This window comes from Mucilaginibacter sp., assembly GCF_041660805.1.
Taxonomy (GTDB): domain Bacteria; phylum Bacteroidota; class Bacteroidia; order Sphingobacteriales; family Sphingobacteriaceae; genus Mucilaginibacter.
Genome location: NZ_JBAZVP010000029.1, coordinates 43,574 through 59,016, shown reverse-complemented (window position 1 = coordinate 59,016; position 15,443 = coordinate 43,574). Strand labels below are relative to the sequence as shown.

Sequence of the window (15,443 nt, the reverse complement as noted above, 5' to 3'; positions counted from 1 at the left end):
CCCTCGTTTTGGGATTGCAAAGGTAGAAACCTTTTCTGAATTTGCAAACTTTATTTTTTATTATTTTAAAGCCGCTTTTTCAATTCACAACCGCATTTTCGTTTCCTCTTTTGCGGGCTGCAAAGGTGCAAATAATTTGTATCTCTGTCAAGTTAAATTTCACTTTTATTTAAATATTTTTTATTCGCTAAATCTTCAAAAAACAACGCCCTTTTTCTTTGAGCGGATACAAATGTAAGGAGAAAACACCTATCAGCCCAAAGAAATTTTCAAATAATTGAAACAATTATATAACTCGCTGAAAGCTAAAGCCAAAGCCGTTCAAATATCCTCAGCAGAAACACCTGTTTGCCCCTAATAAGTGCCTGCAGCTATATTATAACAATGAATTTGCAGCGTAAAAATTTGCGTAAGTTTGAAACTGATATGGATAATTACACTTTCCCGGCGCGTTTTTTAGAGTCATTAGAGCATGAACCAGGCTTTGATCGTCAAAATTTTGTTGAGGCCCATCAGTCTGAAGCTGCTTTAACTTCTATCAGAATTAACCCATTTAAGCCTGCTACTATAAAAACAGATGAGCAAGTGCCCTGGTGCGCACAGGGTTTTTATTTAAATACCCGCCCTTCTTTCACCTTTGATCCGCTTTTTCATGCCGGCGCTTACTATGTACAGGAGGCATCGTCAATGTTTATTGATCATATCATGAAAACCATCCGAGCTGAAAAGGACGAACCCGTAAAAGTTTTAGACTTATGCGCGGCTCCCGGCGGTAAAAGCACCCTGTTAAACTCCGCTTTAGCGAGTAGCGACCTGCTGGTGGCAAACGAGATCATTAAAACACGTGTACCTATATTAACAGATAACCTTAACAGATGGGGAACATCAAACGTAATAGTAACCAATAACGACCCAAAGGATTTTAACAGCATCCATAGTTTTTTTGATATTGTGCTGGTTGACGCGCCATGCTCCGGATCGGGCATGTTCAGGAAAGACCCGGCTGCTATGAATGAATGGAGCGAAGGGAATGTTAACCTTTGCCATCAGCGGCAGGAACGGATATTGGCCGACATTTATCCGGCACTAAAGGAAGACGGATACCTTATATATAGTACCTGCTCTTATTCGCACCAGGAGAATGAGGATATACTGGATTGGCTATGTACAGAGTTTGACCTTGAAAGTGTGCGCATACCTATATATAAGGAGTGGGGTATTGTTGAAACAGAATCACCCGTGAAAAAAGCATGGGGTTATCGCTTTTATCCGGGTAAGGTAAAAGGCGAAGGTTTGTTTGCAGGCTGCCTGCGTAAAAAGACAAGCAGCGGCGGGTTATCAAACTATAAAAACAACGGGCAGCAAAAGCTACCGGCCAAAGAAATGGAACTGATAAAAGCCTATATTAATAATGCGGACGATTTTTACTTTTTTAAAGTGAATGATGACTGGCTGGCCATTAACCGGGAACACAAGGAAAGCCTTAATATTTTACACCGGCACCTATATATCAAAAAATCGGGCGTGCGGATTGGCAAACTGGCCGGAAACGATCTGATACCTGACCATGAACTGGCTTTAAGCCTTGCTATTAATAAGGATGCAGTATTATCTACTCCTTTAAATAAGGAACAAGCTATACAATATTTGCGCAGGGATAATATAGATATAACTATTACAGGTAAGGGCTGGAGCTTGATGACCTATGAAGGGCATGCTTTAGGTTGGGCCAAGTTGCTGCCGAACAGGATCAATAATTATTATCCGAAAGAGATAAGGATAATGACGCAGCAGTAGCCCCCAGGCCCCTGAAGGGGGGCATTTAAAAAGCTTTGATATTATAGCCCTTTAAACATTCGGCTAAGTTTTTATAGATTGTGTAATTATAACCACGGAAATTGAAAGTGTTTGCATTTGCTTTAACAATGCCGCCGTTCGTATCCGTAAGCCAGTTGTTTTGCTTAACAACTTTAAAATCTTTGTTATAGTATTTTAAAAGCTTATTGCGGACTACGCCGCCTTTTACATTATCATCAAAAATAGATTCAACTCTAAAAAACGCAAAAACGTTCCCACTTTCGTCAAAATAGTGCTCATACAATATATCCCAGTCTCCGCTTTCGCTAAATGGTGTTTGTAAAATATAGATAATCTTGCCGGCTTTATCTTTTATTATATTATAGGTATATTCTATTTCTTCGGGCCATTTCTCATTGTAAACTCTTATTAAGGCTTTTTTGTTAGGTGCCTTAACAAAAACACCCATCTGTTTTTTGTGAGCATCTACATACTTATCAATAGCTGCTTTTTTGCTTTTTAAACTTGAAAGTGCTGAGTCTACTGTGGCGACTTTGCCAGTAGCAGATTGAGCTTTACCCGACAAGTTTGCAATAAGAAGGATAACGAATAGGTATGGAAACTTCATTTTAAATGTACTATATATTCTTCCCGTCAACTATCTTGAAGAAATCTTCGCGATAGGTATCGCCTACCGGGATAATTTTATCGCCGATGAAGATACGGCTGCGTTCTATGCTGTCAATCTTGTTAATAGATACAATGTATGATTTATGCACACGTATAAAATGCTTTTCGGGCAGGGCATCTTCCATCTTTTTCATATTCTGTAGGGTAATAATACGCTCGGCAGGGGTAAAAATGGAGATATAATCCTTCAATCCTTCTATAAACAAAATATCGTGCAGGTAAACTTTTTGAATTTTGTGCTCGGTTTTAACAAATATAAAATCGTTCGAAAAATCATCTTTATGCGCGGGCTCTGCCTGTGCAACGGGTTTAGCGGCGGCGGGCTGTATAATACCCTGTGCCTTTTGTGCCGATTTAAAGAACCTATCAAACGCTATTGGTTTTAACAGGTAATCAACTACATCCAATTCATAACCCTCTAACGCGTATTGCGGGTAAGCCGTGGTTAATATCACTTTTGCTTTACCGTTTGCTATGCGCAAAAATTGGATCCCGGTAAGTTCCGGCATTTGCACATCTAAAAACACCAGGTCAATATCTCCCTGCTGCACTAATGTAAGAGCCTCAATTGGGTTGGTTGTGGCTTTTATTAATTGCAAAAAAGGCATTTTGGAAATGTAATCTTCCAGTATGTTCAAAGCCAGGGGCTCATCATCAACTACAAGGCATCTTATCATGGTTATAAAACTAAGGATAATTGAACAGTGTAAGTATCCGTTTCGTCACGAATATCTAAATTATATTTTCCGGGGTATAAAAGATCTAACCGGCGTTTAACATTCATTAAGCCTATCCCACCGGATGCATCACGGTTATGCGAGTGCTTTTTGTTCTGAATAAAAAAGTACAGCTTCCCATCCTCAATATTTATTTTTAAGCTTATTGGCATAATAGGGTCATTAGCTATGCCGTGTTTAAAGGCATTCTCTATAAAAGATATCAGCAATAACGGCACAATGTATTGATTGTTAATTTCGCCGTTCACTTCAAAATCAATAAAAGCTTTGTTGCCAAAACGGATCTTTTGCAGGTCGATATAGTTATGCAGGTACTGCAGCTCTTTGGCCAGCTCTACCTTATTATCATTACACTCATAAAGCATGTACCGCATAATCTCCGATAGTTTTAAAATAGCTTCGGGTGTGGTATCAGACTTTTGGTAGGCCAGCGAGTAAATACTATTTAAGGAGTTGAATAAAAAATGCGGATTGATCTGCGATTTAAGGAAAGACAACTCGGCACTTAAGCGTTGGTTTTCCAGATCGCGCTGGATGCGTTCGTTCAGGAACCAATCAACCGTGAACTTTAAAACTGTACTTAAAAATATAAAAATAATACTGGTGAACGAGGTACTAAAGGAGTATTGCCAAAAGCCAATGGGCTTATGCATACGTACATATGTTATAGGCTTAAATGCTATAGCCAAACCATACTTGCATAAGCCGATGATTATAATAGCGCTTATTACATATAATGCATATATTTTATACTTCTTTTTATCTAAAAAACGGGGGATGAGTACCAGGTAGTTTAAGTAAAACAAGCCAATATTAACTATACCATACACTACAAATACAATAAAAAGCATTTGCATGGTGCTTTTGCCACCATTATGTGCTATAAAAATAAAGAAGGATATAACACTTACCCAAAATAATGTATGCCAGAATATTTGCCAGCTTCTTTTCATTAATTACTTAATAATTTACTTACAGCACCTAAAGTAGCATTTTGATAATTATTAAATGTGCTGATTGTATGTTAGACCGTATTTTTTTAGATGAACGGGCATTTTAAACCGACGAACTGGTTAAACGCCATAATAACCCGTTCATCTACAAAGGATGCCCGTTGGTCTAAATGTTTTTAGCACTTAATTTTTTTAGTATTCCTTTGTTCTATCAAAACAATCACACAATGAAAAAGTTAGTTTCAAATTCAAATCCATTCATCTTATTATTGGCTCCAGTATTTTTTGCCATCATTATGGGTGTTAGCTATCAGTTTGAACAAAAGAAACAAAATGACAATCATGCATCTGCAGTACAGGCAACATCACTGTTCTTTAAAGGTGTAGGTTTGGTAAAAGCTGTTTGCTCAATTGCACAAGAGAAAGTATGGTAATAAGTACCGAAGGCTTATCATTTAGCTTTGACAAACAGCAGGTGGTTAAATCATTATCGCTGCAGGTACCTGCAGGAAGTATTTACGGTTTTTTAGGGCCAAATGGGGCTGGCAAAACCACTACTATAAAAATGCTGCTTAACCTGTTAAAAATACAGGAAGGCAGCATTCATATTTTTGGGCAGGAGCTGCAAAGCAACCGCATTAATATACTATCACAAATAGGTTCGCTTATTGAGCAGCCTGCCATATACCATCACCTTACCGGGAAAGAAAATTTACTAAACCGCGCCATGCTGTTACAGGTAACCGAAAACCGGGTTGATGAAATGCTTAAACTGGTACAGCTTACTAATGCCGCGCACAAAAAAGCCGGTCAGTATTCTTTAGGCATGAAACAACGCCTGGGCATTGCTCTTGCTTTATTAAGTGACCCTAAACTTTTAATACTGGATGAGCCCACCAACGGACTTGACCCTAATGGCATTATCGAAATACGGGAATTAATGATGCGTTTGGTACAGGAACATGGTAAAACTGTTTTTATATCGAGCCATTTGTTATCCGAAATAGAGCGGATGGCTACGCATGTAGGTATCATTAATCAGGGTGAATTGTTGTTCCAGGGAAGTATTAAGGATCTTGAAGGTATAAGCCAGCCACAGGTTCAAATTGAGACTGATAATACTGTTGATGCTGCAAACCTTTTAAAACGTCATGATTTTGTTGTGAATGATATTAACCACGAACGTTTATATCTTCCATTCACTTCAAAGCAACAAATAGGCCAAATCAATTCCCTGCTTGTACAAAACGGTATAACCGTATTCGGCATTAACAAACAGCAAAAGGATCTTGAAAAATTATTTTTAGATATTACCAAAAGCAATTAATACATGAAGGGATTTCTACTATCATTTCAATCTGAATTTTATAAAACCCGTAAAACGCTTAGCTTTTGGTGCGCCATTTTATTGCCGTTACTTATAAGCGTGTTAGCTTTTACCATATTTTATACTAAAAGCGAAAAGTTTATTATGATGCAACCCATGATGCTGTGGGTGCAATTTGCCATGGTAAGCCTTGGCATAATGGGGACATTACTGTTACCGATGTATACCATATTTATCGCTTATTCTGTAAACAGTGTAGAACATAAGGCCGATACCTGGAAAACGCTATTTAGCCTGCCAATATCAAGGTGGTCTGTTTATGGGGCAAAGTTTTTTTATGCGATGTTCCTGGTGTTCTTATGCCTTGCATTATTTGCTTTATTTACAATTGGTTTTGGTAACCTGCTAAGCATTTTAAAGCCCGAGCTTAAGTTTAACAACTACCATATGGAGCAGCAGATCTTACAGATCTATTTTAAACTGTTCTTATCATCATTAGGTATCCTATCCATACAATTTTTATTCAGCTTACTATGGGCCGATTTTTTAAAACCGATGGGAATTGGTTTCGTTGCAACAATCATAGGTGTAATTGCGGCCTCAAAAAACTGGGAATATAGTTACGCCTTTCCCTATGCACACCCCATGGCGGCCTTAAGCAGCATGATAAAACATAACAACGACCAGACAAGAAACCTCCAAATAGATATGTTTACTAAAGATGTTTTTGTAAGCCTGGGTGTGGCAGTTGTAGTTTTTTTTGTAGGCTACTTTATCGTGCTCAAAAAGAGTATAAAGTAGAGACACAATATTTTGTGTCTCTCTTATTATTGACATTGTGTCTCTCTTTACTTACCCTGAATATCTTTTCCTAAAATTATCTTTACATTAAGAGACGCAAAAATATTGCGTCTCTACGTTTTATGGATGATAAATTTAAAAACAAATATAGAACAGCACCTGCACGAAGACTTTCATTGGATTATGGCTCACATGGTTTATATTTTGTAACTATTTGCACTAAAGGCAGGTTACCTTATTTGGGCGACGTTATTTCAAATGCAAGTCAAGAGACGCAAAATATCGCGTCTCTACAGAAAACTTGCATTGGCGAAGTATCTGAAAAGAATTGGTTGGACATCCCTAAACATTTCAATTTTGTTGAAGTTGATGAATATGTGATTATGCCAAACCACATACACGGTATCTTATTTATCAATAAACCAGATAAAGAAGATTGGCAAACGAATAAATTTGGCGCGCAAAGCCAAAATTTAGCATCGATTATCAGGGGCTATAAAGCGTCGGTGAAAGCATATGCAACCAGTAATAATATTGAATTAATTGGCAGCCAAAATATCATGACCGGGTAATTCGTGATGAACGGGAGTATGACAATATAAGGGCTTATATTTACAATAATCCCGAACAATGGTTATTGAATGGCGATAAGGAAACGGAATTATTCTTATAAAGCACCATTATGGGTTTTTGTTATTAATATCTACACCCTCCCCAGTAGAGACACAATATTTTGTGTCTCTCTTATTATTGACATTTGTGTCTCTCTTATTCCTTTTTCAGGCTTAAAAATCTCAATAATAATGTGCCTATAATGATATTTGAATAAATACTAAAAATATTTATATTAGTAAAAACATTAATTATGAGCACATTACTATTCCTTAATATGGGTTTAGCAGAAACGATCTTAATGATCTTTATTTGGCTAATAGTAATGTGTTACCCTATAATTGGCGTGTTTTGCGTGTTAGATATTATACGCTCAAGCAAGGATCAAAACAATAAAGTACTTTGGGCGATGATCGTTTTACTTATCCCGGTTGTTGGTGCTTTTACTTACCTGGCAGTGGGCCGCGGCAAAACAACATTAAAAGTTTAATTAACGTGCTGGCTTAGGGAACACCGGTAAACTTTCATGCCCTTCTGCATCTACTGATTGTACAGCAAACAAGTAATTGTCTTTAGAGTAAGCTATTGTAGCCGTTGTACCGGCGGCATAAAATTTCTTTTCCCAAAACGGACTGATAGTTTCGCGCATTAATACATAATAACCTGCGGGTGCTTTGCCTTTTGGTGCTTCCCATTTTAATTGGGTTTTATTGGTAAGGCCACTGGTAACAATGCTTACTGCCTGCGGTTCGGCAGGGGCTGTAGCAAGGTTAGCCAATACAGAAAGGTTCATGCGCCCCACCTTTTGAATATAGTCGTAATCTGCAAAATCTGGCAGGTCGCCATAATCTACTCCGTTCTCTTTACGGATGTCCTGATGCTGGCGGTTAAAATCCTCATTCATTTCTGTTATGCGGATTGCAGTAAAACCCTGCTGAGAGAATGAGGTATGATCGCCTCCGCGCAGGTAACGGTCGCGCCGATAGATCAGCTTTACATCCAGTTGATCAACATATCGTTCGGCAATTTCTTTAGTATAACGGGCCAACTCACGAGCCGGACTATCATTTTCACCACCCACAGAATTACGGGTTGAGGCCTGTCTTTCTGTTTCAACAGCCGGGACGCCTTCGCTGAAAACGCGCACGCTACGATTATCTTTCAGTCCTGTTTCCATACCGTAGGTATTGCCTACAATATCATTATTTAGCATGGCATCAACCTGCCAGTTTTCGGCTTTCGCGCGTTTAGCTACGTTTGTAGACCCGTATAATCCCTGCTCCTCGCCCACAACGGCCATAAATATAATAGTAGCGGGGAACGAACGCTTTGCCATCACTCTTGCCAATTCCATTGAAACGGCCGTGCCCGATGCATCATCAACCGCACCAGGGGCGAAAGATTTTATGTTCATTACATCTGTAACCCGTGAATCGTAATGCCCTGATACAATATAAATGCGCTTATCTGCAGTATCTGTTCCTTTTAATATAGCCAACACGTTTTTCATGGGTGTTGGTTTATCTATGCGGTTGCCTTTTGGCTGCACAAACTCATCAAACTCTACCTTCATCCGCCCGTTTGATGCCGCAGCATATCTTTCATATTCTGCTTTTATCCAGTTACGGGCAGCACCAATGCCTTCGGTTTTGCTAACGGTATCACTTAAGGTATGCCTTGTTTTAAAGGTTACCAGCTTACGTACAATAGCTTCAATGTTTTTTGAGGATACCTCATCAATCATTTGCTTTATTGATGCATCCTGCTTAATGGTGGTTTGTGCCGATGCTGAAACGGTTATGAATAAGAGGATGAAAAGTTTAGGATATTTCATAAAAGCAATGTAAAAATAAAATTCAATGTATAGGGCGTGACAATTAGCCTTAACAAACATTTTACATAAAAAATCAATTACTTACCTAAACAAGGTACGAAATCTCTTTTCTGTGGCTATTCTACTTCTTCCCCCTCAGCAAATTCTAACATCCCTCCTGGTTGTTTAAAGTTGCTTTTTACAAAATGGCACCAGTCGCATTCCTTTTTACCGCAACCTGTACTAAACTCATGGTTCATTATCTTTTGGTATACAGTTGTTATCTGCCCGGTTACCGTTTCAATATCATCCGGAGTTATTACTATCTTCTCTTTAAAGTACTCCCCTTCTTTAACCGGTTCAACAAAATCAAATACAGTATTAATCACTTCCCAATCGTTCGTGTGGTCATTATCAATTAGTATTTTATAAAAAACCGCCTGGCGCCAGTAATCACCGCCATTGATCTGCTCGTTGGTAGGGCGCATTAATTTGTCTTTAGCGTTACGCACACGGCCGGTTTTATAATCAACTACGGTTACCTGCTTGCCATCAAATTCAATCTTATCCAGGTTACCTTTAATTGGAACGCCCTGTACCTCTATATTTTTTATGCTGCGTTCGGTTTGGGCAACTTTGTTCCATGTTGTAATATTTTGCTCGTAATAAGGCGGTAGTATTTTATCGCCATAATCTACCCGTAACTTAAACTCATCCTTAGTAAACGAATCGCGGTTGCGGTACATATACCACCGAAATTCCTTAATGAACTCCTCTGTAGGCATAAATTCATTATCGTATAACGGCAATTTTCTAAAAGCTTTATTCAGCGCCCAGTGCACCGCCTGCCCAAACGTAGCCGACGGACTTTTACCTGACGGCACCCTAATTAAACACTGGAAGTAGAACCTCAGCGGGCAATCCAGGTAATTACTCAGGTGCGTTACTGATAAGGTATAGTTTTGCAGCAACTGATTAATGTAGTTCCTGTCAAGCAATTCAACAACCGGCTTATCGGCTTCGCTAAACTGCGTAACAAAAAAGCCCATCATGTCATCGCTGCTCACTTTTGGGAATTTTAATTGCAGATGCGTATCCGCCAAAATCTCCCCTATGAATTGCGAAGGTTCCTGATCCTTGCCTTTCTTGTCTTTACCCGCATATGAAATATTAAGGCATTGCTTGGCACGGGTAATAGCTACATAAAACAAGCGACGGGCCTCTTCCTTCTGAGCGATATCGTCAGATGTGGCCCCGGTCAGCGTATCCGGGTAGCTAAAACCGTGGTTGCGGCCTTTGCTATCCCATGTTTTTTTATCGCAACCTATAAAAAATACATGCTCAAACTCCAGCCCTTTAGAGCCATGTGCTGTTAAAAAGTTGATCCCATTATCAGAAAAGATAACTTTATTGAGATCTAACCTGATGTTATTTTTCTTCATCAAATCGATGGTGTAAATCAGATCGGCCAGTTTAATTTCCGGATTCTTACGGCTCTCGTCTTTCAGGAAATCAAAGAAACTGGTAAGTGCCTGCATATACATCCCTTTATCATGCTGCTGCATAATATATTTAAGGATACCCATTTTGGCTATCACATCCTGAAAAAACTGTTGCAGCGTTACGCTCACAGCCGATTTTAACAACTCATCAATATCATTAATGAGAAATTTCATCTCTACATTCTTCTGCCCCTCAAACAGATCGGGCTGTGCGGATATCCGCATTTCGCTGATGTAACGGCGCAATGATGTTTTAGGCAAGTTATTACTTGCAGTAGCAAAGTTTTCTTTTGATACCGCTATACTGGCCTTTGCAATTTCAATAGGCTTAATATTAAACAGATCATAATGCAAGATCTCGAACAACAACTCATCGCCGCTGTAAGGCGAATCGAGCTCCATGGCCAGATAACGCAGTATGTTCACTATCTTTTCGCCAAAAGGCTGGGTAAGGATATCAATTTTACGCTTGGTGTTTACAGCAATTTGCTGGGCATCTAAATAATGCAGCAATTCCTCAACCTGGCTGTGGTTACGATAAATAACCGCTATTTCGCCGGGTTCGGTACCTATTGCTACCAGTTCTTTTATTTGCAGGGCAACATCAACCAACTCCTGATCGGGGTTTTCGTACTCTTTAATTACCGGCTCAACAACCAGATCATTAAAACGCGGATGCGATGCCTGCAGGTTTTTATCCAGCCTGAGTTGTGCTGTTAAACGCTCCTGGTTATTATTAATTAGTGCACGTGAAATATCCAGGATATGCTGATTAGAACGATAGTTATGCTTTAACACAACCGTATGCAAGGCATCCACATAATCACCGGCAAAATCAAGAATGTTCTTCATGTTTGCCCCCTGAAACTTAAATATCGACTGGTCATCATCGCCCACCACAAATACGTTTGGCGTTTCCCAGTAGTTCAATAAAAATTTCAGCAATTCATTTTGTGAGCCGCTGGTATCCTGAAACTCATCTACCAGAATATATTGGTAACGTTCCTGGTATTTGCGCAAAATCTCTTCGTTCTCGCGGAAAGCCTTCAGCACCCAAATGATCATGTCGTCATAATCATAACGGCCGCGGCTTTTCATTTTGGCATCATATCGTTTGTATTCGTTTACTGCCGCCAGCATCTTACTCATGGTTTCATGAGCTTTGTCTATATCCTTTTGTTTCGGGTCGCCTATTTTGATACCAGCTTTAGGGTTTGCCCTTTTATAAATAAACTCATCCCGGTTGGGCAGGTCATCCAAATATTCTTTAACCGCCAGTTCAATCAATGCCTCGTTCCAGTTCTCACGTTTCATGGTAGAGAACAGGTTTTTCAGTCGCGGTGCATCATAATAGATATCACCGGTAAAGCGCTTTAACAAATGTTCGTTATCAAAATCATCTACCAGCTCCCTAAACAACATAGCCGATTCCAGATCAGACAATGCCTCTAAATTCAGCTTGCCAAAATACTCCAGGTTCTCCTGAATTATCTCGTTACAAAAAGCATGAAAAGTATATATGTTGATGCGATAAGCATCTGGACCAATAAACTCAAACAAGCGCTTGCGCATGGCAACCGCCCCTGCATCGGTATAGGTTAAGCACAGTATCTCATTTGGCAAAGCATCGGTATCCACAAGGATCTTACCAATACGCGCGGCCAGGATCTGCGTTTTACCCGTACCCGGGCCGGCAACTACCAGTACCGGGCCATCCATTTTATTTACAGCCGCCAATTGTTCGGGGTTTAAACCCGCCAGCGCTTCCTGAAATTTGATATTGTATTTATTGAGTGGAGATTGCATAATTGTAAGAGTAAAGATAAGGAATTGCGGGCGATGAGGAGAACAGCCCGTAGCTAATAATTCCCTCCCTCGGGAGGGCAGGGAGGGGTTCGCCGCTTTTATAAACCCCTTCCTCCACCTTCCCCAGGGACGGAATGGCAAATCCCATCGCGCAAAAAAATTTACTCACCCCGACTACGCTTCGCCGGTCGACCCTCTCTGCTGTGCAAAGAGGGTGGGGAGGATTGCCGGTGAGGACACCGACAATAAGGGCTTGGGTTATGGGTTTCAACCTCCCCCTGTTTCGGTGTCCTCACCGAAACATACTTAGCAAAAAAAGCAGTTGCCGGTGAGGACACCGACAATGGGTTATGAACTCCGGTTTCCGTGTCCTCACCGAAACATACTTAACAAAAAAGCAGTTGCCGGTGAGGACACCGACAATGGGTTATGAACTCCGGTTTCCGTGTCCTCACCGAAACATACTTAACAAAAAAGCAGTTGTCGGTGAGGACACCGACAATGGGTTATGAACTCCGGTTTCGGTGTCCTCACCGAAACATTGCCCAACCTAAACAAAAATAGCGATGAATCTAAAACCCATCGCTATTGTATATAAGCTTTTACTTTTTTTATTTCTGCCTGAACCAAACTTGTATTGGTGCGCCCGAAAACTCAAAGTTCTCGCGCAGTTGGTTTTCTATAAAACGATAATATGGTTCTTTTACATACTGCGGCAGGTTACAGAAAAACGCGAACATTGGCGATGCTCCTGCTATTTGCGTGATATATTTTATCTTAACGTACTTGCCTTTTAACGATGGCGGCGGATAATTCTCAATTATCGGCAGCATAATATCATTCAGTTTTGAGGTAGGTATTTTGCGGGCGCGGTTTGCATAAACCTGGTTAGCAACCTCTATTACTTTTAACACACGTTGTTTTTCGGTAACCGAAGTAAATACGATTGGCACATCAGTAAAAGGTGCTATTTTCTCGCGGATCTGCTCTTCAAAAACTTTAATGGTTTTATTGTTCTTTTCAATCAAATCCCATTTGTTCACTACTATTACAATACCTTTTTTATTCTTTTCGGCCAGGTGGAAAAGGTTTACATCCTGAGACTCCAAACCTTCAACCGCGTCAATCATCAATATCACCACATCCGCTTCTTCCAATGCCTTTATGGTACGCATTACCGAGTAGAATTCGATATTCTCTTTAACCTTGGTCTTTTTACGCATCCCCGCAGTATCAATCAGCATAAAATCATGACCATACTGGTTATAATGGATGTGGATAGAATCGCGCGTGGTGCCTGCTATCGGGGTAACTATATTACGGTCTTTACCTATTAAAGCATTAATGATAGATGATTTACCCACATTAGGGCGGCCAACAATGGCATACTTAGGGCGTTCGTTCTCATCAAATGGTACATCCTCAAAATGTTTAACCACTTCATCCAATAACTCGCCGGTGCCTGAACCCGTCATAGATGACAGGGTATAAATTTCGCCTAAACCTAAGCTGTAAAATTCAGTAGCATCCGCCAGTTGTGAGTTGTTATCCAGTTTATTAACTACAACAAATACCGGCTTGTTTCCTTTACGCAGGATGTTTGCAATTTCATCATCCAAATCGGTGATACCGGTGGTAACATCAACCATAAACAAAATTACGCTTGCTTCTTCAATAGCGATAAGCACCTGCTCGCGGATGGCAACTTCAAAAAGTTCTTCGGAGTTGGCTACATAGCCGCCGGTATCAATTACCGTAAATTTTTGGTCGGTCCACTCAGATGTACCGTAATGCCTGTCGCGGGTTACGCCGCTAAAATCGTCAACAATTGCTTTGCGGCTTTCGGTTAAACGGTTATATAAAGTTGATTTTCCTACGTTAGGCCTGCCTACTATAGCTACTATGTTGCTCATTTCAATTTTAGATTTGAGATATTAGATGTGAGATGTGAGATGCCCGACTAAATTACGTATTAGTCTCCTATCTTACATCTCAAATCTTACATCTTATTTTTATTCGTACCCGAATTTTTTTAGGTAATTTTTTTTGCTGCGCCAGTCGGGTATCACTTTTACAAACATCTCCAGGAAAATTTTCTTTTGGAAAAACTCCTCCATATCTCTCCTGGCGTAAGTGCCTACAATTTTAAGCATCTCGCCTTTATTGCCTATCACTATATTCTTTTGCGAATCGCGTTCCACAATAATTTCGGCGCTGATGCGGTGCAGCTTCTCGCCCTCAACAAAAGCGGTTACAATAACTTCGGTACTGTAAGGTATCTCTTTTTTGTATTGCTTAAATATTTGCGCGCGGATCATTTCTGATGCAAAGAAGCGGTCGTTCCTGTCTGTAAGCGCATCCTTTTCATAATAAGCCGGGTGCTCTGGCAGGCTCTCCAATACAAAATCCATAATGGCTTTTATATTATGATCATGCAGGGCAGATATCGCGAAAACCACTTTAGGTTTCAGTTTCTCCTGCCAGTATTCTACCTTTTCTTTTACTTCTTCTTCTGTAGACAGGTCGATCTTGTTGATCAATACTGCTAGCGGCGCTGTAGAACCTTCCAGTTTTTTCAGTACATCCTGTTCGTCGTATTCTTCGTTAATGTCGGTAACCAGCAATATCAGGTCGGCATCTACAATAGAGCCATCAACCTGGTGCATCATACTTTCATGCAATGCGTAATGCGGTTTAATAATGCCGGGGGTATCAGAAAATACGATCTGATAATCCTCTTCATTAACAATACCCAAAATACGGTGGCGGGTGGTTTGCGCCTTTGGGGTGATGATTGACATTTTCTCGCCCACCAATGCGTTCATAAGGGTTGACTTACCCGCGTTGGGTTTACCAATTATACTTACAAAACCTGCCCTATGTGCCATAAAAAAATAATTAAAATATTATTTGGACTGCAAAGAAACGAATTATATCTTTGCAGTCCAATTAAAAGGAACGGCAAATTGCTTTTTTGACAATTGGAACAAACATTTCGGAGTTATGCCCGTTATGTATAATACCAAAAATAGTGCGGGATGGAGCAGTTGGTAGCTCGTCGGGCTCATAACCCGAAGGTCGTAGGTTCGAGTCCTGCTCCCGCTACCTGAAGAGAAAGCCTCAAGTCTTGATGATTTGAGGCTTTTGATTTCTAAACAGCGGTGACAAGATCAGTTTTTGTACGCCAGGTTCACGGCAATCGGGACCAAAATAACGGAAATTATGCCCGTTATAATAATACCAAACATAGTGCGGGATGGAGCAGTTGGTAGCTCGTCGGGCTCATAACCCGAAGGTCGTAGGTTCGAGTCCTGCTCCCGCTACCTAAAAATAAGGCAGTTACGATACAAACGTAGCTGCCTTTCTTTTTTCTGTTAACGTATTGTTAACGGTTCTTAGCTTACC

13 protein-coding genes and 2 tRNA genes are annotated in these 15,443 nt (G+C 40.2%); 8 read left to right on the top strand and 7 right to left on the bottom strand.

Annotated features, from left to right (window positions below; genetic code table 11):
- Window positions 1-384 precede the first annotated feature (384 nt).
- Window positions 385-1,797, top strand: coding sequence for an RNA methyltransferase (locus tag WC743_RS23415; protein WP_373015985.1), 1,413 nt, complete (start codon window positions 385-387; stop codon window positions 1,795-1,797).
- 25 nt (window positions 1,798-1,822) lie between these two features.
- Here the strand turns inward: WC743_RS23415 and WC743_RS23410 are convergent, their stop codons facing one another.
- From WC743_RS23410 to WC743_RS23400, 3 genes are read right to left on the bottom strand one after another with little or no spacing between them, the layout of a single operon-like run.
- Window positions 1,823-2,425: a hypothetical protein gene (locus WC743_RS23410; protein ID WP_373015984.1), complete on the bottom strand. Its 603-nt coding sequence runs from the start codon at window positions 2,423-2,425 to the stop codon at window positions 1,823-1,825.
- Between the two features lie 10 nt (window positions 2,426-2,435).
- Window positions 2,436-3,164 (bottom strand): LytR/AlgR family response regulator transcription factor, encoded by a 729-nt coding sequence (locus WC743_RS23405; RefSeq protein ID WP_373015983.1) that lies wholly within the window; start codon window positions 3,162-3,164, stop codon window positions 2,436-2,438.
- A gap of 2 nt (window positions 3,165-3,166) precedes the next feature.
- The gene (locus WC743_RS23400) at window positions 3,167-4,177 is read right to left on the bottom strand and encodes a sensor histidine kinase (RefSeq protein WP_373015982.1); all 1,011 of its coding nucleotides are present in this window, start codon (window positions 4,175-4,177) and stop codon (window positions 3,167-3,169) included.
- Between the two features lie 227 nt (window positions 4,178-4,404).
- Between WC743_RS23400 and WC743_RS23395 the strand changes: the two genes are divergently transcribed.
- The 5 genes from WC743_RS23395 to WC743_RS23375 all read left to right on the top strand — a co-directional run bounded on the left by WC743_RS23395 (window position 4,405) and on the right by WC743_RS23375 (window position 7,407).
- Window positions 4,405-4,611 carry a hypothetical protein gene (locus WC743_RS23395; RefSeq protein ID WP_373015981.1) on the top strand — a complete coding sequence of 69 codons (207 nt, stop codon included), beginning with the start codon at window positions 4,405-4,407 and terminating at the stop codon, window positions 4,609-4,611.
- Window positions 4,605-5,504, top strand: a complete 900-nt coding sequence (locus WC743_RS23390; RefSeq protein ID WP_373015980.1) for an ABC transporter ATP-binding protein — start codon at window positions 4,605-4,607, stop codon at window positions 5,502-5,504. Before WC743_RS23395 ends, WC743_RS23390 begins: the two co-directional genes overlap by 7 nt.
- Before the next feature lie 3 nt (window positions 5,505-5,507).
- Entirely contained in the window at window positions 5,508-6,305 is a 798-nt protein-coding gene (locus tag WC743_RS23385) for an ABC transporter permease (protein ID WP_373015979.1), read from the top strand.
- Window positions 6,306-6,427: 122 nt separating this feature from the next.
- Window positions 6,428-6,877: a hypothetical protein gene (locus tag WC743_RS23380; protein ID WP_373015978.1), complete on the top strand. Its 450-nt coding sequence runs from the start codon at window positions 6,428-6,430 to the stop codon at window positions 6,875-6,877.
- Between the two features lie 293 nt (window positions 6,878-7,170).
- Window positions 7,171-7,407 carry a PLD nuclease N-terminal domain-containing protein gene (locus tag WC743_RS23375; RefSeq protein WP_373015977.1) on the top strand — a complete coding sequence of 79 codons (237 nt, stop codon included), beginning with the start codon at window positions 7,171-7,173 and terminating at the stop codon, window positions 7,405-7,407.
- On the opposite strand, the gene WC743_RS23370 is transcribed toward WC743_RS23375, so the two are convergent.
- The 4 genes from WC743_RS23370 to era form a co-directional block, all read right to left on the bottom strand.
- Window positions 7,408-8,751 (bottom strand): M20/M25/M40 family metallo-hydrolase, encoded by a 1,344-nt coding sequence (locus WC743_RS23370; RefSeq protein ID WP_373015976.1) that lies wholly within the window; start codon window positions 8,749-8,751, stop codon window positions 7,408-7,410. It lies immediately after the preceding gene.
- A 116-nt stretch (window positions 8,752-8,867) separates the two neighbouring features.
- Window positions 8,868-12,038: an ATP-dependent DNA helicase gene (locus tag WC743_RS23365; protein ID WP_373015975.1), complete on the bottom strand. Its 3,171-nt coding sequence runs from the start codon at window positions 12,036-12,038 to the stop codon at window positions 8,868-8,870.
- 611 nt (window positions 12,039-12,649) lie between these two features.
- Complete coding sequence (gene der / locus WC743_RS23360; RefSeq protein ID WP_373015974.1) at window positions 12,650-13,951, bottom strand: ribosome biogenesis GTPase Der; 1,302 nt, start codon at window positions 13,949-13,951, stop codon at window positions 12,650-12,652.
- 99 nt (window positions 13,952-14,050) lie between these two features.
- Complete coding sequence (gene era / locus WC743_RS23355) at window positions 14,051-14,926, bottom strand: GTPase Era (RefSeq protein ID WP_373015973.1); 876 nt, start codon at window positions 14,924-14,926, stop codon at window positions 14,051-14,053.
- Window positions 14,927-15,070: 144 nt separating this feature from the next.
- Between era and WC743_RS23350 the strand changes: the two genes are divergently transcribed.
- Both WC743_RS23350 and WC743_RS23345 read left to right on the top strand, forming a co-directional pair.
- Window positions 15,071-15,143, top strand: a tRNA-Met gene (locus WC743_RS23350).
- Window positions 15,144-15,288: 145 nt separating this feature from the next.
- Window positions 15,289-15,361, top strand: a tRNA-Met gene (locus tag WC743_RS23345).
- The last annotated feature ends 82 nt before the right edge of the window (window positions 15,362-15,443 follow it).

Excerpts from the sequence above, each read along its gene's own strand:
- era (WP_373015973.1), bottom strand. The coding sequence starts at position 14,926 with ATGGCACATAGGGCAGGTTTTGTAAGTATAATTGGTAAACCCAACGCG.
- WC743_RS23400 (WP_373015982.1), bottom strand. The coding sequence starts at position 4,177 with ATGAAAAGAAGCTGGCAAATATTCTGGCATACATTATTTTGGGTAAGT.
- WC743_RS23395 (WP_373015981.1), top strand. The coding sequence starts at position 4,405 with ATGAAAAAGTTAGTTTCAAATTCAAATCCATTCATCTTATTATTGGCT.
- WC743_RS23390 (WP_373015980.1), top strand. The coding sequence starts at position 4,605 with ATGGTAATAAGTACCGAAGGCTTATCATTTAGCTTTGACAAACAGCAG.
- WC743_RS23405 (WP_373015983.1), bottom strand. The coding sequence starts at position 3,164 with ATGATAAGATGCCTTGTAGTTGATGATGAGCCCCTGGCTTTGAACATA.
- WC743_RS23410 (WP_373015984.1), bottom strand. The coding sequence starts at position 2,425 with ATGAAGTTTCCATACCTATTCGTTATCCTTCTTATTGCAAACTTGTCG.
- WC743_RS23365 (WP_373015975.1), bottom strand. The coding sequence starts at position 12,038 with ATGCAATCTCCACTCAATAAATACAATATCAAATTTCAGGAAGCGCTG.
- WC743_RS23385 (WP_373015979.1), top strand. The coding sequence starts at position 5,508 with ATGAAGGGATTTCTACTATCATTTCAATCTGAATTTTATAAAACCCGT.
- WC743_RS23370 (WP_373015976.1), bottom strand. The coding sequence starts at position 8,751 with ATGAAATATCCTAAACTTTTCATCCTCTTATTCATAACCGTTTCAGCA.
- WC743_RS23415 (WP_373015985.1), top strand. The coding sequence starts at position 385 with ATGAATTTGCAGCGTAAAAATTTGCGTAAGTTTGAAACTGATATGGAT.
- der (WP_373015974.1), bottom strand. The coding sequence starts at position 13,951 with ATGAGCAACATAGTAGCTATAGTAGGCAGGCCTAACGTAGGAAAATCA.
- WC743_RS23380 (WP_373015978.1), top strand. The coding sequence starts at position 6,428 with ATGGATGATAAATTTAAAAACAAATATAGAACAGCACCTGCACGAAGA.
- WC743_RS23375 (WP_373015977.1), top strand. The coding sequence starts at position 7,171 with ATGAGCACATTACTATTCCTTAATATGGGTTTAGCAGAAACGATCTTA.